The organism is Paraburkholderia phytofirmans (assembly GCF_046028095.1).
GTDB lineage: Bacteria > Pseudomonadota > Gammaproteobacteria > Burkholderiales > Burkholderiaceae > Paraburkholderia > Paraburkholderia phytofirmans_A.
This window is the reverse complement of sequence record NZ_JAQQDJ010000010.1, coordinates 161363-178869: the sequence shown is the minus strand read 5'-3', so window position 1 is coordinate 178869 and position 17507 is coordinate 161363. Positions and strand designations below refer to the sequence as shown.

Annotated in this window: 16 protein-coding genes and 1 pseudogene; 8 read left to right on the top strand and 9 right to left on the bottom strand. The window is 62.8% G+C overall.

What is annotated here, in order from left to right:
• Positions 1-12 precede the first annotated feature (12 nt).
• A pseudogene (locus PQR54_RS26295) lies at positions 13-1107 on the bottom strand (DUF3443 domain-containing protein); the annotation flags it as partial.
• Positions 1108-1154: 47 nt separating this feature from the next.
• On the opposite strand from PQR54_RS26295, the gene PQR54_RS26290 reads away from it, so the two are divergent.
• Positions 1155-1295 (top strand): hypothetical protein, encoded by a 141-nt coding sequence (locus PQR54_RS26290; protein WP_408251052.1) that lies wholly within the window; start codon positions 1155-1157, stop codon positions 1293-1295.
• Between the two features lie 321 nt (positions 1296-1616).
• Here the strand turns inward: PQR54_RS26290 and PQR54_RS26285 are convergent, their stop codons facing one another.
• The 5 genes from PQR54_RS26285 to PQR54_RS26265 form a co-directional block, all read right to left on the bottom strand.
• Complete coding sequence (locus PQR54_RS26285; RefSeq protein ID WP_408250783.1) at positions 1617-2069, bottom strand: DUF2844 domain-containing protein; 453 nt, start codon at positions 2067-2069, stop codon at positions 1617-1619.
• Positions 2070-2213: 144 nt separating this feature from the next.
• Positions 2214-3533 (bottom strand): DUF3443 domain-containing protein, encoded by a 1320-nt coding sequence (locus PQR54_RS26280; RefSeq protein WP_408250781.1) that lies wholly within the window; start codon positions 3531-3533, stop codon positions 2214-2216.
• Positions 3534-3563: 30 nt separating this feature from the next.
• Positions 3564-4034, bottom strand: coding sequence for a DUF2844 domain-containing protein (locus PQR54_RS26275; RefSeq protein WP_408250779.1), 471 nt, complete (start codon positions 4032-4034; stop codon positions 3564-3566).
• Positions 4035-4452: 418 nt separating this feature from the next.
• On the bottom strand, positions 4453-4776 hold the full coding sequence (locus tag PQR54_RS26270; protein WP_408250777.1) for a rhodanese-like domain-containing protein: 324 nt from the start codon (positions 4774-4776) through the stop codon (positions 4453-4455).
• A gap of 57 nt (positions 4777-4833) precedes the next feature.
• Positions 4834-5487 carry a protein-L-isoaspartate O-methyltransferase family protein gene (locus tag PQR54_RS26265; RefSeq protein ID WP_134456908.1) on the bottom strand — a complete coding sequence of 218 codons (654 nt, stop codon included), beginning with the start codon at positions 5485-5487 and terminating at the stop codon, positions 4834-4836.
• A gap of 302 nt (positions 5488-5789) precedes the next feature.
• Between PQR54_RS26265 and PQR54_RS26260 the strand changes: the two genes are divergently transcribed.
• The 6 genes from PQR54_RS26260 to PQR54_RS26235 all read left to right on the top strand — a co-directional run bounded on the left by PQR54_RS26260 (position 5790) and on the right by PQR54_RS26235 (position 12721).
• A complete protein-coding gene (locus PQR54_RS26260) occupies positions 5790-6869 on the top strand; it encodes a LacI family DNA-binding transcriptional regulator (RefSeq protein ID WP_408250775.1) in 1080 nt (359 codons plus the stop codon).
• A 3-nt stretch (positions 6870-6872) separates the two neighbouring features.
• Positions 6873-8360 carry a sugar ABC transporter ATP-binding protein gene (locus PQR54_RS26255; protein ID WP_408250773.1) on the top strand — a complete coding sequence of 496 codons (1488 nt, stop codon included), beginning with the start codon at positions 6873-6875 and terminating at the stop codon, positions 8358-8360.
• Positions 8341-9354, top strand: coding sequence for an ABC transporter permease (locus PQR54_RS26250; RefSeq protein ID WP_408250771.1), 1014 nt, complete (start codon positions 8341-8343; stop codon positions 9352-9354). The genes PQR54_RS26255 and PQR54_RS26250 overlap by 20 nt, the downstream gene beginning before the upstream one ends.
• Before the next feature lie 90 nt (positions 9355-9444).
• Entirely contained in the window at positions 9445-10407 is a 963-nt protein-coding gene (locus PQR54_RS26245) for a substrate-binding domain-containing protein (protein ID WP_408250769.1), read from the top strand.
• Positions 10408-10486: 79 nt separating this feature from the next.
• Positions 10487-11536 (top strand): sugar phosphate isomerase/epimerase family protein, encoded by a 1050-nt coding sequence (locus PQR54_RS26240; protein ID WP_408250767.1) that lies wholly within the window; start codon positions 10487-10489, stop codon positions 11534-11536.
• 33 nt (positions 11537-11569) lie between these two features.
• A complete protein-coding gene (locus PQR54_RS26235) occupies positions 11570-12721 on the top strand; it encodes a Gfo/Idh/MocA family protein (protein WP_408250765.1) in 1152 nt (383 codons plus the stop codon).
• Between the two features lie 287 nt (positions 12722-13008).
• Here PQR54_RS26235 and PQR54_RS26230 read toward each other — a convergent pair whose 3' ends face one another.
• The 3 genes from PQR54_RS26230 to PQR54_RS26220 all read right to left on the bottom strand — a co-directional run bounded on the left by PQR54_RS26230 (position 13009) and on the right by PQR54_RS26220 (position 16926).
• Positions 13009-16020, bottom strand: a complete 3012-nt coding sequence (locus PQR54_RS26230) for a hypothetical protein (protein WP_408250763.1) — start codon at positions 16018-16020, stop codon at positions 13009-13011.
• Positions 16021-16265: 245 nt separating this feature from the next.
• Positions 16266-16463 (bottom strand): hypothetical protein, encoded by a 198-nt coding sequence (locus PQR54_RS26225; protein WP_408250761.1) that lies wholly within the window; start codon positions 16461-16463, stop codon positions 16266-16268.
• 202 nt (positions 16464-16665) lie between these two features.
• A complete protein-coding gene (locus PQR54_RS26220; protein ID WP_408250759.1) occupies positions 16666-16926 on the bottom strand; it encodes a hypothetical protein in 261 nt (86 codons plus the stop codon).
• 174 nt (positions 16927-17100) lie between these two features.
• Here PQR54_RS26220 and PQR54_RS26215 point away from each other — a divergent pair, with 174 nt between their 5' ends.
• Positions 17101-17493: a hypothetical protein gene (locus PQR54_RS26215; RefSeq protein ID WP_408250757.1), complete on the top strand. Its 393-nt coding sequence runs from the start codon at positions 17101-17103 to the stop codon at positions 17491-17493.
• The last annotated feature ends 14 nt before the right edge of the window (positions 17494-17507 follow it).

Genomic DNA, 17507 nt, shown 5'->3' with positions numbered 1-17507 from the left:
GCGAGCCTTCGATCAGAAGGCGATGAACGGTCCCGGTTGCTTGCCGACCATCACGTTATTGATCGCGGTGTACACGCTTCGGCCGAAGAAGAACGGCAGACCCCAGATGAACATGCCGGCCGAGGGCGAACCCAGGCTGTCGTAAGCGGCGTACTGATTGGTCATCAAGGTCCAGCCGTTAGCCAGCGAGAACGGTACGTTGATCGATGCGGCGGCCTTGTCAACACCGGTGAGAATCGCGGACAGGCTGAGCGTGGTCGTCGGTACGTACCAGTCGCCGGAATAGGGCACCGTGTAGTCCGCGAAGATGTTCGCGTTGGAACCGCTGTCGATGGCGCTGCTAAACGTGTTGCCCTTGTACGTGGTGGAGAAATAGCCGTACTGGTCGAGCGCGAGAATGTTCGGCTGCGAGGGCATGGCATTGTTCTTCTGCGTGCCGATGCCGAACACCAGCTCACCCGTCACGCTCGCCTGGCCGCCCGCGGGCAGCGCGGGCAGACGGATGATCGTGCCGTTGTTGTCCGAGGTGAAATCGGCGACTGGATTCATGACCTGCGTGTCGAGCGGAACACGTGTGCTCGTGCATGACGTCGCGGACGTGCAGTAGTAGTAAGCCGATGGCAGTACCGTCTGCGCCGCCGCAGGGAAATCGCGTTGTGCCGGTCCGATGCCGATTACGCCATTCGCGCCGAGCGCCGGTTCCGAGCCGAGGTTGTAGACGCCGCGCGACTGGCAGTCCGAGGGCGTCGCGTACTGGTCGTCGGCAATCACCTGCAGCGGCATGTTGCCCGCTGTCTTTCCGCCGATCGTGACGTCCGCGCGCTTGATGGACCCCCACGTATAGCCCGAGCCGAACACGGCGCATTCGGCGATCGATGCGTTGCCGGTCGGATCGTCGGTGGCGCCGGATTGCTTCGGCAAGCGGGCGGCGAGCGCGGACCCCAACGCGCTGCCGAGCACGCGCACGCCGACCGAGCCCGTGTCGAGTTGCATGTGATCGACCGTCGCGCATTGATTGCTGCCCTGAACGCCAGGGATGCAGATCGTCGCGGTCACGTACGGCATGTTTGCGTAGTTGCCGGTCCAGCGCTCGATGGTGATGGGGGCGGTGTTTGGGGTTGGGGTGGAAGTTGGCGTTGGCGTTGGAGTTGGAGTTGGAGTTGGTGTCGGTGTCGGGGTTGGTGCTGGTGTTGGTGTTGGTGTTGGTGTTGGTGTTGGTGTTGGTGTTGGTGTTGGTGTTGGAGTTGGTGTCGGTGTCGGTGTCGGTGTCGGTGTCGGTGTCGGGGTTGGTGTAGGAGTCGGCTTTGGCGCCGGTGCCGGAGTCGGAGTCGGAGTCGGCGTTTGCGTTGGCTGTGGAATGAGCGTAGATGTAGGCGTCGGAGCCGGAGCCGCCGTCGCCGTAGACGCACCACTCGCGCCGGACGACGAAGCCGGCGCCGCTCCCGCGGACCCCGCTGACGGCTTTTCGCTGTTCTTGGCCGCATTGCCGCTGCCATCATCGCCGCTACCACCGCCGCCACACGCGGACAAAGCCACGCTGGCACCCAGCAGCGCACAGCAAAGTGTCTTATTCAATGCCGTCATGTTTAGCGTATTGGATGAATTCGCGCGCTGCTTCATTGCAGTTGCTCCACGCGAACGTTAACGGGAACCAGACGCGGCAGATACGCCTTGCCGAAAAAGCGTCCCGCACGGCCCGCTGACTCGATATGAAAATCGCCGTTGTGTTCGATCATCGGCCCGGCACCGCGCGCGCGTTGGGCGGCAGCATCAGTGAAATTGGGAAAGTAGCTGCCGAGCAGTGCGCTCATGTCCGGGCGCACCGGACCTTGCCAGCTGACGGCAAACACCACATTGTTGGGCAACACGTATTCATGAATCGTGACGCCGTCAGCGCCAGACGTTGCGCGCATCGTGTACGGCGTAGCCGCTGCGGACGCGTTCAGGGAAACCGCCGATCGGAGCACCGACTGCGACGCCGCGCCCGTACCCGGCGCCCCACCCAATGCCGCATAAGAGGCGAGCGGCAACATGCTCGCCACAACCAGCGCGAGCTTCACAAAATTCATCACAATGCTCCAGAAGACAGGTCGGAGCATGGTGCCAGCGGGGCGTTATTGGGACTGCTGGAAAAGTCCCAATCGAAAATCGGAAATGGCTTGAGGAGACACCGCTATAGCGCAGCGTCTTTATCGCAGCCATGTGGCCGGTCGTCAGAACGCGACGAACGGTCCTATCAGCTTGCCGGCCTTGGCATTGCCGATCACGTTATAGACATCGCGGCCATAAAAGAACGGCAGTCCCCACAGGAACATGTTGTCGTCACTATTCGAAAAGTACTGGCCGATGTTGATGAACGCGGCGTTTCCGCTTGCCATCAGATTGTCGGCGTTGTCGATCGAAAACGGCATCTGGAGCGGCGCGCTTGATCCGTTGTTCGGCTCGATTGTCGCAGTCAGACCAAGCGTGCTAGTCGGTGTGTATAGGCCTTTGACCGAAACCGGAATCGCGTTATCCGGGAACGCATAGCCGAGGGTGCCGCTATCGATCGCGCTCTGGTTGAACACCTGCCCCTTGTACTGCGTCGTGAACGTACCGTATTTGTCCAACGCAATGACAGTGGCATTCGCCGGCAACGCATTGTTCTGCTGCGTGCCGACGCCGAACACCAACTGGCCCGATACGCTTGCCTGACCCGTGGCAGGCACAGCGGGCAGATGGATCACCAGGCCGTTGTTGTCCGTGGCGAATGCGGCGACCGGATTCGTGACTTCTTTGCTCGCCAGCATGCGCGTGCTCACGCAACCGTTTTGCGTCGGGCAATAGTAGTAAAGACCGGGTACCGCTTTGGTCAAGGCATCCTGGGAATCGCCGGTGAAGTTGCCGACACCGAGAATGCCGCTGACTCCCATCACGTTGAGGGACCTGCCCAGGTCGCCGCCGTTGTGCGCAATACAGTCGTCCGGCGTGGAGAACGCGTCATCGGAAACCACCTGGATCGGGATATTGCTCGCCGTCTTGGCGCCGATCGTGATATCGGCGCGCTTGACCGACCCCCAGGTGTAGCCCGACGCGAACGGCGCGCACTCGGCAATCGGCGCCGAGCCGATCTTGTCGTCCACCGCGCCGGCTTGCGTGAGCAGCAAAGCGGCCAGCGTGGGTATCGCGCGGGCTGAAATGCGCACGCCTGTCGAGCCGGTGTCGACCAGCATGTTGTCGACGGTCACGCACTGGGGCGCGCCCTGTGTACCCGGCACGCAAACCTTGATCGACGCGAGAAGCCGGTTGACGTTGCCCGTCGATGTATCGACGCGAACCGGCACCGTGTTGTCGCCGGTGGCAGGAGTAGATGAATTGTTCGAGCTACCCGAACCGCCAGAGCCGGATGGCGCCGGGGTCCAGGCGGGCTTGGCGTCCCATCCCATGGAGTTGCTGCCCTGGGTGCCACCCGAACTTCCGCCGCCTCCGCACGCGCAGAGAGCGAGCCCCACGAAGGCCGCGACGACCCATAGCGTCGTCTTCAATGTGTTCATGTTCCGTTTTTTCATGGCTCGACGTCGTTCTTATTTCAGATCGCCCGGACGCAGGCCTGCGGGCATCAGGCGAGGTAGCCAGGCCATACCGCTGAAGCGCCCCACGCGGCCAGCGGACTCGATACGAAAGTCGTCGTTGCCGTCGATCAGCGGCCCCGTGCCGGTCGCGCGGTTTTGCCCGGCGTTGACGAAATTGGGGAAGTAGCTGCCGAGCAGCGCCGTCATGTCTGGACGGATCGGTCCGTTCCACTTGACCGCGAACACGATGTTCGCGGGCAGCACGTATTCGCGGATGGTGACGCCGTTGGCGTCGACCGATTGGCGCATGGAGTAGGGCGCGCTGTTCGTCGGCTGAACGGTGGGTGTCGCGGCGGCGAATTGCGACGTAGCGCGTAGCGTGGCGGGCGAGGCCGCACCGCTGCTTGGCGCACCACCCAAGGTTGCATGCGATGCGAGCGGCAACAAGGTTGCGGCCAACATCGCGGACTTCAAAAATCTCATCACACGGCTCCCCAAAACGGTCGGAAGCATGGTGCCTGTGCGGTGCTCAGGAAACCGTATGAAATTTCGGAAGCGAGTGCGTGAAGCGGCGCAATGAAAGCCAGCCGTTAGCGTTCTGCAGAAGGGGGGCTTGGTTGAGCCGTAGGAAGATGGCAAGCCGCCGCTGAAACCGGTGCTCTGAAGGCTCGCGGTGAGCGATGCCGAGACCTACGGCAGGAGTGTGGCGCGAGCGGTAGTTCTCGCGGTCGGCCACGAGCGAGGCGCGCGCTTTACAACAGCGCGTCTTTGAAGAGCGCTGCGTCGTAGAACTGGGAAAAGCCGACGACGGCCTACGCGGCTAGTACGTGAAGCGCGAGGCCAGGCGCCAGAGGGGCCGTGAGGACCGGCTCCCGCTGGCGCGTCACTGCGGCCCGTACGATCAGTAAGTCGGAACGGACGGATCGACCTGACGCGACCACGCGTCGATCCCGCCTTGCAGATTGAAGACGTTGGTATGGCCGCGCGACTCGAGGAACATCGCGACCTGGGCGCTGCGCGCGCCGTGATGGCAGACGCAGACGATTTGCGCGTCGTCGTCGAGTTCTTCGCTGCGCGCGGGAATCTCACGCATTGGGATCAACACGGCGCCGGCGATCGACGCCGTCTGGATTTCCCACGGCTCGCGCACGTCGAGCAGCACGGGCGCGGTACGAGAAGTGTCGGCAAGCCATTCGGCGAGCGCCGGAGCGGTCAGATTTTGCATCAGCGGAACATCCGGTTCAGAGGACGCCAGCGCTGCCGGCCGTCCGGATCGTGTGAATCAGAACTTGAAACGCGACGGCTGCACGGCGTTGATGAGCGGCTCGACATACGTTTCGAACACGTCGGCAATGCGGTATTGCTTCTCGTCGATACGCGTGATGACCTGCGCCTTCATGACCGGCGCGGTGCCGACGAACGCCGCCAGGCGGCCGCCGATCTTCAGATGGTCGAGCATTTCTTGCGGCAGCACCGGCAGGCCGCCCGACACGCAGATCACGTCGTACGGCGCAGCGCCGGCCCAGCCGCGCGCGGCGTCGCCGGTGGCGACTTCGGCGTTCAGCACGCCGTTGGCGATCAGGTTGCTCTTCGCCAGTTCCGCCAGTTCCGGTTCGATGTCGACCGTCAGCACGTGCTGAGCGCGGTGCGCGAGCAACGCGGCCATGTAACCCGAGCCCGCGCCGATTTCCAGCACGCTTTCGTGCTTCTTCACCGCCAGTTCCTGCAGCACGCGCGCTTCGATACGCGGCGCCAGCATGTGCTGGCCGGCCGGCAGCGGAACTTCGAAGTCGACGAAGGCCAGCTCGCGATACGCGGTGGGGACGAAGTTTTCACGCTTGACGATCGAAAGCAGATTCAGCACGTCCTGGTCGAGCACTTCCCAGGGGCGGATCTGCTGTTCGATCATGTTGAAACGCGCTTGCTCGATGTTCATGGTGGGTTCGGCTGTATGGTTTGGCGAGTTTTGCGGGGTTTGCTGCGTTTTGCTTTCAGCCACTGACCGCCGGTCTTGCTCGCGCAACTCAGCACGCAAGGCCCGTCAGGGTAACTGCGGGATTGTACCAAATGACGGTGACGATCCGCGCCCTCGCGGGCAGGGTGCGGCGCCATCGCGAGACGAAAGGTGGCGGTGCCCGTCCGCGCACGCCCCCGTGTTAATCCCTAGCGATCTTTCCTTGCGCTTCCCGCGTCCATCGCTCAAGAATGTAATCGATTACATTTTCGAGGCGAGTTCACTTGTCCAGATCGTCGTCCAGGAAGGCTCCCGCAGCGGTGTCCGCGGCGCGTCCCCAGCCCGGCGTCGCGCCATTGCGCGGCGCGGCCGAAGGTATGTCGATTGCCGGCGTAGCTGAGCAGGCGGGCGTCTCGGTGGCGACGGTGTCGCGTGTGTTGAATGGCCACGAGAACGTGCGGCCGGCCACGCGCGACAAGGTGCTGGCCGCCGTCGATGCGAGCGGCTACCGCGTCAACGAACTCGCGCGTAACCTCCGCACCGCCGAAAGCCGCCTGCTGCTGACCATGGTTCCGGACGTCGGCAACCCCTTTTACGCGGAGATCGTGCGCGGCATCGACAGCGTGGCGCGTCAACATGGCTACTTCATGCTGCTGTGCGATACCGGCGCCGATCCGGGCCGCGAGCGCAGCTACTTCGATCTGCTGCGGCGGCGCCGCGCGGACGGCGCGATCTGTCTCGACCCGGCCACCATCCAGCAGGCGCTGGGCGAAGCCTCCAGCGCGCTGCCATGGGTCGCGTGCTGCGAGTTCGATCCGGAGATGGGCGTGCCGTATGTCGGCATCGACAACTACCGCGCCGCGGGCGACGCCGTCCGCCATCTGCTCGCGCGCGGCCACCGTCGTATCGGCCTTATCAATTCCGATGTCGATTACCTGTACGCACGGCAGCGTCAGCAGGGCTATCTGGACGCATTGACCGCAGCGGGCATCACGCCGGACGAACGCTGGCGCATGAACCTGAACAGCCTCGACTATGAAGCGGGCGCGTCGGCCGCCGCCACGCTAATGAATCAGCCGCAGGCGCCGGGCGCGATCTTCGCGGTCTCCGATACTTTGGCCATCGGCGTGATCCACGGCTTGCGCAGCGTCGGCAAGCGCGTGCCGGACGACATCGCGGTGGTCGGCTTCGACGACATCTCGCTCGCCGCGCAGATCGATCCGCCGCTCACCACCATCGCGCAGCCCATGCGCGAGCTGGGCGAAACCGCCGCGCGTCTGTTGCTGCAGCGGCTCGCCAATCCGTTGGCGAACGTGCCGGGCGTGCTGCTGCCGCATCGGCTCGTGATTCGCGGGAGCGCCTGAACCATGAGTCTCGCGATCCGTTTCGACGACATCCGCAAAGACTTCGGCCCGGTGCGCGTGCTGCACGGCGTCAGCTTCGAGCTGGCGCCGGGACGCATCTACGGTTTGCTCGGCGAGAACGGCGCGGGCAAATCCACGCTGATGAAGATCCTCGCCGGCTACGAGACCGCAACCTCGGGCACTTTGCTGGTCGATGGGCAAGCGCACCAATTCATCGGATCGCGCGACGCCGAAGCGCAAGGCATCGTGCTGATCCACCAGGAGTTCAATCTCGCCGAGCACCTGACGATCGCGCAGAACATGTATCTCGGTCATGAAAAAAAGCGCGGCTGGTTTGTCGACGATGCCGCGATGAACACCGAAGCCGCGCGTTTTCTCGCACAAGTCGGGCTGGAAAAAGCGCCGGACACGAAGGTGCGCGAATTGATCGTCGCGGAAAAGCAGATGGTGGAGATCGCGAAGGCGCTGTCCCGACGCGCGCGGCTGCTCATCATGGACGAACCCACCGCGACGCTCACGCCGTCCGAGACTGAGCGCCTCTTCACGCTGATGGCGAAGCTCAAGGCCGACGGCGTGACCATCATCTACATCTCGCACAAGCTGGACGAGGTGGAGCGCATCACCGACGAAGTGATCGTGATGCGCGACGGCCGCTTCGTCGCGCGCGGCGAAACTTCGGGACTCGCGCGACAGCAGATGGCGAACCTGATGGTCGGGCGCGAGCTCTCGGACATGTTTCCCGACAAGATCACCGTGTCCGCCGACGCGCCGCTCGCGTTGAAGGTGGAAGGCCTGGCTGTGCCGGATTGGGTCGATGACCTGAGCTTCGACGTACGCGCCGGCGAAGTGCTCGGTTTCGCGGGTCTGGTAGGCGCGGGCCGCACCGAAGCGTTCGAAGCGATCATCGGTCTACGCAAGCGCACGGCGGGCCGCATTGAAGTCGCCGGCCGTCCCGCCGATCTGAAAAGCCCGCGCGACGCGATGCGCCACGGCATCACGTATCTCAGCGAGGACCGCAAGGGCAAAGGCCTGCACGTGAACCTGAGCCTGCAGGACAACGTCACGCTGATGACGCTCGAACGTTACGCACATCCATTGCTCGACATGAAAGCGGGGCGCGCCGCGTTGACCAAAGCCGTGAGCGAATTCGGCATCCGCACGGGCGACCTGTCGAGCCGCGCGCGCATGCTGTCCGGCGGCAATCAGCAGAAGCTCGCGCTCGCCAAATACCTGCAGCCCGATCCGAACGTGATCGTGCTCGACGAACCGACGCGCGGCGTCGATGTCGGCGCGAAACGCGACATCTATTTTCTGATTCATCGTCTCGCCGCGCAGGGCCGCGCGGTGATCGTCATTTCATCCGAACTGATCGAGCTGATCGGACTGTGCCACCGCGTCGCCGTGATGCGCGCGGGACGCCTGCAAGCCACGCTCACGCTCGAACATCTGACCGAAGAGGAGTTGATCGCCCATGCGACCGGCACCCACTGAAGCCGTGCAATCCGGCCGCGCGTTGCGCTTCGCGCATCGACTGTATGCGCTCGGGCCGCTCGTCGGACTGATCGCGCTGTGCGTGATCGGTACGCTGCTCAACCGCGATTTCGCCACCGTCGACAACATGATGAACGTGCTCACGCGCACCTCGTTCATCGGCATCATCGCGGTCGGCATGACCTTCGTGATCATTTCGGGCGGCATCGATCTGTCGGTTGGCTCGATGGCGGCGCTGATCGCGGGCAGCATGATCTGGCTGATGAACGGACTCGCGGCGGGCGTCGGCGGACACGCGTTTCCGCCGCTGATGATTCTCACGCTCGGCATCGTGGGCGCGCTGATGCTCGGCGGCCTGTTCGGCTGCGCGCACGGCTTGCTGATCACCAAAGGACGCATCGAGCCGTTCATCGTCACGCTCGGCACGTTGGGCATCTTTCGCGCGGTGCTGACCTGGCTAGCCGATGGCGGCGCGCTGACTTTGGATAATTCGTTATCCGATCTGTACGGCCCGGTGTATTACGCGAGCCTGTTCGGCGTGCCGGTGCCGATCTGGGTGTTTCTCGTGGTCGCGGCCGGTGGCGCGTTGATTCTCAACCGCACGGCATTCGGCCGCCACGTGCAGGCGATCGGCTCGAACGAACAGGTCGCGCGTTACGCGGCGATTCGCGTCGACACCGTGAAGATCGTCACCTATGTGCTGCTCGGCATCTGCGTGGGAGTCGCCACCGTGCTGTACGTGCCGCGACTCGGCTCGGCCACGCCGACGACCGGTTTGCTATGGGAACTCGAAGCGATCGCTTCGGTGGTGGTCGGCGGCACCGCGCTCAAGGGTGGCGAAGGGCGCGTGATCGGCACGGTGATCGGCGCGATCCTGCTTTCGGTGATCGCCAATATTCTGAATCTGACCAGCATCATCAGCGTGTATCTGAACGCGGCGGTGCAGGGCGTAGTGATTATCTTCGTCGCGTTCGTACAACGTGGACGGCGGTAGCGGTGGCGCTTCATATTGCGCCTTGAATTTTGCAATCACGGCGAGTTGAGAATCGGGGCGCACGAACGCCTCACACAAGGAGACACAACCATGAAGCAGGTCATTCGAGCGGTCGGCGCCGGCATGCTGGCGTTGGGGATACTGGGCACGGCGAACATTGCGCGCGCCGATGAAAAAGTCACATTGGGCGTTGCGATTCCGACGGCCGACCACGGCTTCACGGGCGGCATCGTCTGGTGGGCGAACAAGGCCAAGACCGATCTGGAGAAGGCGCATCCCGATCTGAAGGTGATCGTGAAGACCGCGGCCGGCGCTCCTGAGCAGGCCAACCAGTTGCAGGATCTTGTGACGGTCAACAAGATCAATGCGCTCGTGATCTTCCCGTTTGAATCGGCCTCGCTCACGCAACCGGTCGCGCAGGTGAAGAAGAAGGGCGTGTACGTGACGGTGGTGGATCGCGGCCTGACCGACACCAGCGCGCAGGATGCGTACGTGGCGGGCGACAACACCGCGTTCGGCAAGATTCCGGCCGAGTTTCTGGCGAAGGAGCTGGGCGGCAAGGGCGATGTCGTCGCGCTGCGAGGCATTCCGACGACGCTCGACAACGAACGCTGGACCGCGTTTACCGGCGTGTTAAAGGCGTATCCGAACATCAAGATTCTCGATGCGAAGTACGCGAACTGGAATCGCGACGACGCCTTCAAGGTCATGCAGGATTACCTGACGCGCTTCAAGCATATCGACGCCGTCTGGGCCGCCGACGACGACATGGCCGTCGGCGTGATCAAGGCGATCGAGCAGGCCAAGCGCACCGACATCAAGATCGTGTTCGGCGGCGCGGGCTCGAAGGGCATGGTGAAGAACGTTATGGACGGCGCGCCGATGATCAAGGCCGACGTGTCGTACTCGCCGAAGTTCATCTACGACGCTATCAAGCTCACTGCCGAAGCGCGTCTGAAGGGCGACAAGCTGCCGGCCACCACGATCATTCCGTCGGTGCTGATCACGAAGGAAAACGCGCAGCAGTTCTATTTCCCGGACTCGCCGTTCTGACCTGAGCATCCGGGGCGCGCTGCCTGATGTCGTGCAGTGGGTGGCACAGCGAGCGCGCCCTCGTTCGAGGAACCGTACGATGAAAACCATCAAAGGGCCGGCGATCTTTCTCGCCCAGTTCATGGGCGACGAGGTGCCGTTCGACAACCTCGCGCATCTCGCCGAGTGGGCCGCGGGTCTCGGCTTCAAGGGGATTCAGGTGCCGTGCGACAGCCGCCTGATCGATCTCGAGAAGGCGGCGGCGAGCCAGACGTATTGCGACGGGTTGCGCGAGATCGTGGACGACGCGGGCGTGACGATCACCGAACTCTCGACGCATCTGCAAGGGCAGCTCGTCGCCGTGCATCCGGCCTATGACGCGTTGTTCGACGGCTTTGCCGCGCCGCATGTGCGCGGCGATCCGGCCGCGCGCACGCAGTGGGCGATCGAGCAGATGAAGCTTGCGGCGAAGGCTTCGCAGCGTTTGGGACTGACCACGCACGTGTCGTTTTCAGGGGCGCTAGCGTGGCCGTATTTGTACCCGTGGCCGCAGCGTCCCGCAGGTTTGGTCGAAGCCGCGTTCGACGAACTCGCGCGCCGCTGGACGCCGATTCTCGATGCGTTCGACGCGGCGGGCGTCGACGTGTGCTACGAACTGCATCCCGGTGAAGACCTGCACGACGGCGTGACCTTCGAGCGGTTTCTCGATGCAGTGAAGCAGCACGCGCGCGCGAACATTCTGTACGATCCGAGCCATTTCGTTTTGCAGCAGCTCGACTACCTTGCGTTCATCGACATCTATCACGAGCGTATCAAGGCTTTCCATGTGAAGGACGCGGAGTTTCGTCCGAACGGCAAGCAGGGCGTGTACGGCGGCTATAGCGGATGGGTCGAGCGGGCGGGGCGCTTCAGATCGCTCGGCGATGGCCAGATCGATTTCGGAGCGATCTTCTCGAAGATGGCGCAATACGATTTCCCCGGCTGGGCCGTGCTCGAATGGGAGTGCGCGCTCAAGCATCCGCACGACGGCTCGCGCGAGGGCGCGGAGTTTATTCAGCGGCACATCATCCGCGTGGCCGAGCATGCGTTCGATGATTTCGCCGGCAGCGGCGTGGACGCCGCGCAGTTAAAGCGTGTGCTCGGCATTTAAGGTGCGCGGCCATACCGCGAAGGAGTAACGGCGATGCCACAACGAAGGCTCAGGCTGGGGATGGTCGGCGGCGGGCAGGGCGCGTTCATCGGCGCGGTGCATCGGATCGCGGCACGGCTCGACGATCGGTTCGAACTGGTGGCGGGCGCGTTGTCGTCCGATCCGCAGCGCGCGCAGGCGAGCGCCGATGAGGCGGGAATCGCGCGCAGCTATGCGGACTGGCGCGAGATGGCGCGCGCCGAAGCCGCGCGCGACGACGGCATCGACGCGGTAGCGATCGTCACACCGAATCATCTGCACGCGCCGGTCGCGACGGCGTTTCTCGAAGCCGGCATTCACATCGTGTGCGACAAGCCGCTGGCGATTTCGCTGGCGGAAGGCGAGGCGCTGGCGAAACTGGCTCGCGAGAAGAACAAGCTGTTTGCGTTGACGCATACCTACTCCGGCTATCCGCTGGTGCGTCATGCCCGCGAGTTGATCGAACGCGGTGAGTTGGGCGAAATACGCGTCGTGCAGGTCGAATACGCGCAGGACTGGCTGGCGGAGCCGATCGAAACGAGCGGCACGAACAAGCAGGCGGGTTGGCGCACCGATCCGGCCTTAGCGGGGCCAGCGGGATGTCTCGGCGATATCGGCACGCATGCGTATCACCTTGCTGCATTCATCACGGGTATGACGCCGCATGCACTCGCGGCGGAAGTGCATACGTTCGTGCCGGGGCGCCGGATCGACGATCACGTGCAGGCGATGCTGCGTTATCCGAACGGCGCGCGCGGCATGTTGTGGGCGAGCCAGGTGGCGAGCGGCGCGGAAAACGCTTTGCGTTTGCGAGTGTATGGGACGAAAGCCAGCCTGAGCTTCGATCAGGAACATCCGAATGAATTGTGGTTCACGCCGTTGGGCGGCGCGGCGGAGCGCCTGACACGAGGGCGCGTGAAGAGCGCGATCGCGGCCCACGCGACGCGCGTGCCGTCGGGGCATCCTGAAGGTTATCTGGAAGCGTTCGCGCAGTTGTACAAAGACGCGGCGTTGCAGATCGAAGCGTTGGACGCGGGGCGCGCGCTGCCTACCGAGAGCCTGTTGCTGACGACGGTGGAGGATGGCGTGGCGGGGCTGCGATTTATCGAGGCGATGCTCGCGAGTAGTGCGGCGGATGGGCAGTGGCGGGAGATAAAACCCGCTTGACGCTGAATGCGTGACATGCGTGATTCACAAACATTGTCTCGACTAAAGTGAAGCGATGGCGAAGTCACCCTCTCCCGAAGCAAGTGGAAAGCACGGATGACAAACAGAAAGAGCGAGCCAGGCAACGCGAATGGCGAATCGACAAGGCCCTTGCCGAGCATCATCGGCGCGTGCTTGAACTCGCGTCTCCTACCGGAGCGACAAACTCAAGCACGCAAGGAAAACGGTCTTCAGGAAAGTGAAGCGACGTCTGTGCATCGCGCACATTATCGCCGGGTGTTGGCAGATCAAATACCCAGCCACCGCTCGATATCAGCCATCTGGCTGTTGGCGAGTGTTTCACCGTTGAAGTACCGGCGCACCAGATCTGGCGTCAACTGTCCGAAACCGTCGTCGATCATTTCCTGCTGTAACCCCTCCGGAGCCGGCTCGTTGCCGTCCAGCCAGTTCAAGATGGCATCGCGCACACGCGGTTGCATGTTGTTCGCGATTTGATCGTCACCGCTTACGAATTGGCGCATTTCCGCACGCCCCCAACCCGGGACCGTGGCCGCACCGCCTGCCTCACCGGCACCGGATGGTCCCGCGACGGGAGAAGACGAGGGTCCGGCTGCGGGCGACGACGCGGACGGCTCCACGCGCTGTCGCTTGGCCGGCGGCTCAGGATTCTCCGGGTCGGAGATAGGCTCAACATAGGCCTGCTTCGACGGCGACCAGTAGCCGTAACCATGCTCGACGTCCTTGACCGAAGACTCGGGCACTCCGGTCTGTTGCGCAATCTGTTGGGGGGATAAGTGGCCTTCGTCGTAGAGCTCGAGGATCTGATCATACTGTTGCCGGGTCATTGGCTCGACGGTGGGCTGCGGCGCGGGTTCGGTCGGCGCCGTCGGATCTGCCGCTCGTCCGGCGCCACCGGCGGCCGCGCGCGCGCGGGCCTGCTCAATTATTTGTTTGGGCTTCCCCGTTTCGGTCGCATAGCGCATCGCGCCACGGTAGGCCACGGAGATATTTCCATTTGTCAACTTATCGGCGAGCACTTGCAGCGGCACTCCGGCTTCCAACTGCTCATAAATGGGTCTTCCCCAAGTGGTCCCGAGCTTTTGCTCGCTGGAAGTTATCTCTATTTTCGGCAATCCGTGATCATCTGCATACTTTGTGTAGTATTTTTGAGCGCTACTTTCCGATATACCCCGTTTTTTTGCGATCTCGCTATAACTGAGACCGGTGTCGTAGTCCGTGTAGACCTGCCGCCCCAGCTCGTCTGTGTACTTCGACGGGGCTCCACCCTTCAGCCCGGTATCCGTATTCACTTCCCAGTTCCCGTCGCTGTTCAGCCGCACCGCATATGACGGCTTCGTGCCGCCTTCCGGCGACTGCACTCTCCACGTTCCATTGTCACGGTCGTAGGCCACTGCGTACGTCTTGTCGCCCTGCTGGATAAAGCCCCGGCCCTTGCTGTCACGATAGATGCCGCGGAATTGCGGGTCCGGCGTCAGCTCGCCTGCCGGCTTGCTCAGGTAAGTGTCGGGCACGTCCGGTACCCCTCGGGCGCCATCTGGCCCGGCGTGTGACGCCTGCCCCGCTGCCGGGTGGCCGAGGCCGTCCACGCCACCGCCGCCGTCCGTGCCCGACGGCTTGCCGTTGCTCTCCCCCGTCTTGCCCGCACCCGGGCCAACTTCGCCCTCGCCACCGGGATGCATTTCGGAGCCGCCCTTCCCACCCTCGATTTCCCCAGCCCCGATTTTCCCGCCCACCCGTCCCCCTGGAATCTTCGCTTCCCCGGCTATTCCGCCAAGCACATTGGTGAACAGGTCGATACCCAGTTTCTCCTCGGGCGTTAGCGAGTCGGCGGGAACGAGATAGTCCGTAAACAGATTCACGCCCGGCACGAGCCCAACCGTGATCCGGCCAATCACGTCCTCAGCCTGCTGCAGCCACTTCGGCCTGGGAGGCATGTGCGCATCCACAACTGCCTTTTCCAACGGGCCGCCCTGACGGACCGCGCCATACATCGTGGAGTTCTCGCCGATACCCATGTATGCCGTCTGGTAGCGGTACAGCAGAGCCCCTGCGAAGTTTCCCATCGGCAGATCATCGGCATGGATGTTTGTGAAATCCTGTGGCGGCTGCGGCGGCTTTACACCGTCCCGCAACGCATAGTCAGGGGTGGTCATCCGGGCAAAGTACGGCAGCTGGGCACTCGCCCATGCGCTCTTTTGAGCCGCATCTTTGTACCAGTTGTTGAGGGCCTGGAAATGCTTGGGATCGTGCTGCATCCGGTAAAGAAATTCCTGTGCGTTGCGCGGTGAGGTAAATGCCTTTTCGGCAAATTTCTGAAGCCGGGCAAACGACATCCTGCCAGTCTCCTGATCATCACCCTGCAGCCCGCTTGCTTCCTTTAGCGCCAGATCCAACTCCCTGTCGGCCTCGGCCCACTGCGCATCAGTCTGCGCATGCGCCCGCGTAATAGCGCTTGCTATCTGCTGTTGCATCGTCTGACGGATCCCGGCCGCCTGCCGGAAAAGCGCCTCGCGTTCCGCGGGTGTTTTCGCCTGCTCGAATTGTTGACCCAGGAGCCTGAGCAGCGCGACCTGCTGCTTTCCCGCAGCGCCCAGATACTGCGACCCGTAGGGCGGCGTGAACTCCAGCTTCACCCGTTGCGCCGGATCGTTCATCACCTGCTGGTATGCCGCATCCACCGGCTCTCGCACGCACGTCGTGAGCGCACTGGCAATCTTCTGGCGATCGCTGGCAGAGGTCGCGTGTTCGTATGCGTCGATCGCTGCCGCCGCCATGCCGAGGTATCGCTCGCGCGCTTGCTGGGGAAGCGCAGCGATTTTCTGCAGGAGCATGGTTACCTGCTGGTCGAACTGCACCGCGTCCTGAGGCATGCCGCGCAGACCGCCGCCCTGCAGATCCGCGAGCGCGGTGGCGTTCTTGCTGTCGTCCGGATGGTTCGTACTGTTCTCGTAACCGTCGACCAGATGTCCTGCCTCCACTGACGAAATGGCTGGGCCGCCTGTTACGGGCGCGCGGGGCTGGGTCGTGGCCGGCTGGGTGATGCCGAGGTGCCCGAGCGTCGACGGGGACGGGGATGGTCGGGCACGGTTGGCGTTTGGCTGTCTCTCGCCGCCAGTCAACGATCGCCGCCCGGCGCCGGGCGATCCGTTTGACAGTTGCTGTTGCGTGACGGCATCGCCGCCTTCGGGACTGTCGTCGTCGTTCAGCTTCAAATTCTGGTCATCCTTGTCATCGGACGTTGAAATGGGAGTATGAGTAGTTGCGCTAGAGACATACATATTGATTCTCCGGAAAGCAAAACGAGGCCGCCCGCGATCGACCGCTCCATCCACGCAGGCGTAGGCTGCACGCCAGCTGAACTTCGCGTTCGCCGGCGCTCCAGGTCAGTTTGCTTTGCGCGTTTCTGGTGTGGTGGTAACGGAGTAGGCGCCCGGGCTTTGTCACGTTGGTCCAGCGAAGTCACCACGTTTGGAGGACATGGACTGTGTGCTCATCGGCTGAACGGATTTTTGGGCGACGCCGTTCAATCCGCGCCAAGCCGGGTGCGGCGCGATGAGGTGGACTGAAGAAAGTGGAGATCGGTTTCGCGTATTGACCCTCCCGAAGGTTTACGCCGCTCGGTCTGCGTGATGCGTTTCTGGTTGCTCTGCTCGTCGAGAAGGTGTGCGATCTGCGCACGCAACTGTTGCATCTTCTGCGTCAGCTGCAGCAGTTCATTCACGTACTTCTGCTGGAAAGCCAGCGCCGACTCCTCCCATGCGCGCGCAAAGCGGCACGCCGCTTTTCAATTTGTTTGATCAGCGTGTTGAATGCCTTCTGGCCCTTCGACTGGGTGGGTTGGTTGTGGCGCGATGCTGAGGGATTTAGCGCTTGTCCGGGGCATGGAGCCGGTATGTTTCATCATTAAATCAGATGAACGCTGCCTAGCTGCCCTTGCTCTTCTTGATCTGCTCTTCGAACGCGATGTCCAGCTTGCTCGCCTTGCGCGGCTTGGGTGGACCGAAAGCGTCGACGAATTTGACGAAGTCATCGAGCGTCAGCGGATCGGAGACTTTTTTGTCCGTGCCGCTCGATTTGTCGACCAGATAGAACAGGCCGCCGGACAGGCTGATCGCGGCGAACTGCGGATTGCCGCTGCGGGCTTTTAGCCGCTCGACGGCGTGGATGGCTCGGGTGGTGCGCATGATGGGAAGGCGTCTAACAGAAGGTCCGGACTTTAACAGTAATCCAGCCCGTGCCTGACTCTTGCAAGGAACGGGCAGACCACGATGCCTTCAGCCGCAGCCCGGATTTGTACGATTTTTTTGATATGTACGATTTTATGATGCGCTGCTAAAAAATCGTACACATGCAAATTTATGCCGCGTGCCGCCAATTCCTTTCTTGAAGCCCAGGTGCTCGCCGACGCATGCGACGCCTTTGGGCGCTCTACCGGCATTTTCAGGGCAACGCCTGCTCGCAAGCATGTTTCGTATAGCGACGCGTCGATCTCTTTCGACCTTGCCGGACGGAAATTCGAAATGCCTACGCTCGTCACGACCCGGCTGGGACTGGCGGAGATGGCAAACACTCTTCTTGCGGAAAGCCGGTCTTCTGCGATGGAGCCACATTCGCTCTACCGCCGGCTCATGCTGGTCGCTCCTTACGTCGAGCCGCAACTCGCCCGGCCGCCTGATCAAGCAGAACGTGCCGTTCCTGGACGCAGCGGGCAACGTCTTTCTGAGCGAGCCCGAAGGTATGGTCATGATTAGCGGCCGCCCAAGGG

Coding starts and splice junctions, on each gene's coding strand:
- PQR54_RS26285 (WP_408250783.1), bottom strand. CDS start 2,069: ATGAATTTTGTGAAGCTCGCGCTGGTTGTGGCGAGCATGTTGCCGCTC.
- PQR54_RS26280 (WP_408250781.1), bottom strand. CDS start 3,533: ATGAACACATTGAAGACGACGCTATGGGTCGTCGCGGCCTTCGTGGGG.
- PQR54_RS26275 (WP_408250779.1), bottom strand. CDS start 4,034: ATGAGATTTTTGAAGTCCGCGATGTTGGCCGCAACCTTGTTGCCGCTC.
- PQR54_RS26270 (WP_408250777.1), bottom strand. CDS start 4,776: ATGCAAAATCTGACCGCTCCGGCGCTCGCCGAATGGCTTGCCGACACT.
- PQR54_RS26265 (WP_134456908.1), bottom strand. CDS start 5,487: ATGAACATCGAGCAAGCGCGTTTCAACATGATCGAACAGCAGATCCGC.
- PQR54_RS26255 (WP_408250773.1), top strand. CDS start 6,873: ATGAGTCTCGCGATCCGTTTCGACGACATCCGCAAAGACTTCGGCCCG.
- PQR54_RS26250 (WP_408250771.1), top strand. CDS start 8,341: ATGCGACCGGCACCCACTGAAGCCGTGCAATCCGGCCGCGCGTTGCGC.
- PQR54_RS26245 (WP_408250769.1), top strand. CDS start 9,445: ATGAAGCAGGTCATTCGAGCGGTCGGCGCCGGCATGCTGGCGTTGGGG.
- PQR54_RS26240 (WP_408250767.1), top strand. CDS start 10,487: ATGAAAACCATCAAAGGGCCGGCGATCTTTCTCGCCCAGTTCATGGGC.
- PQR54_RS26235 (WP_408250765.1), top strand. CDS start 11,570: ATGCCACAACGAAGGCTCAGGCTGGGGATGGTCGGCGGCGGGCAGGGC.
- PQR54_RS26230 (WP_408250763.1), bottom strand. CDS start 16,020: ATGTATGTCTCTAGCGCAACTACTCATACTCCCATTTCAACGTCCGAT.
- PQR54_RS26220 (WP_408250759.1), bottom strand. CDS start 16,926: ATGCGCACCACCCGAGCCATCCACGCCGTCGAGCGGCTAAAAGCCCGC.
- PQR54_RS26215 (WP_408250757.1), top strand. CDS start 17,101: ATGCCGCGTGCCGCCAATTCCTTTCTTGAAGCCCAGGTGCTCGCCGAC.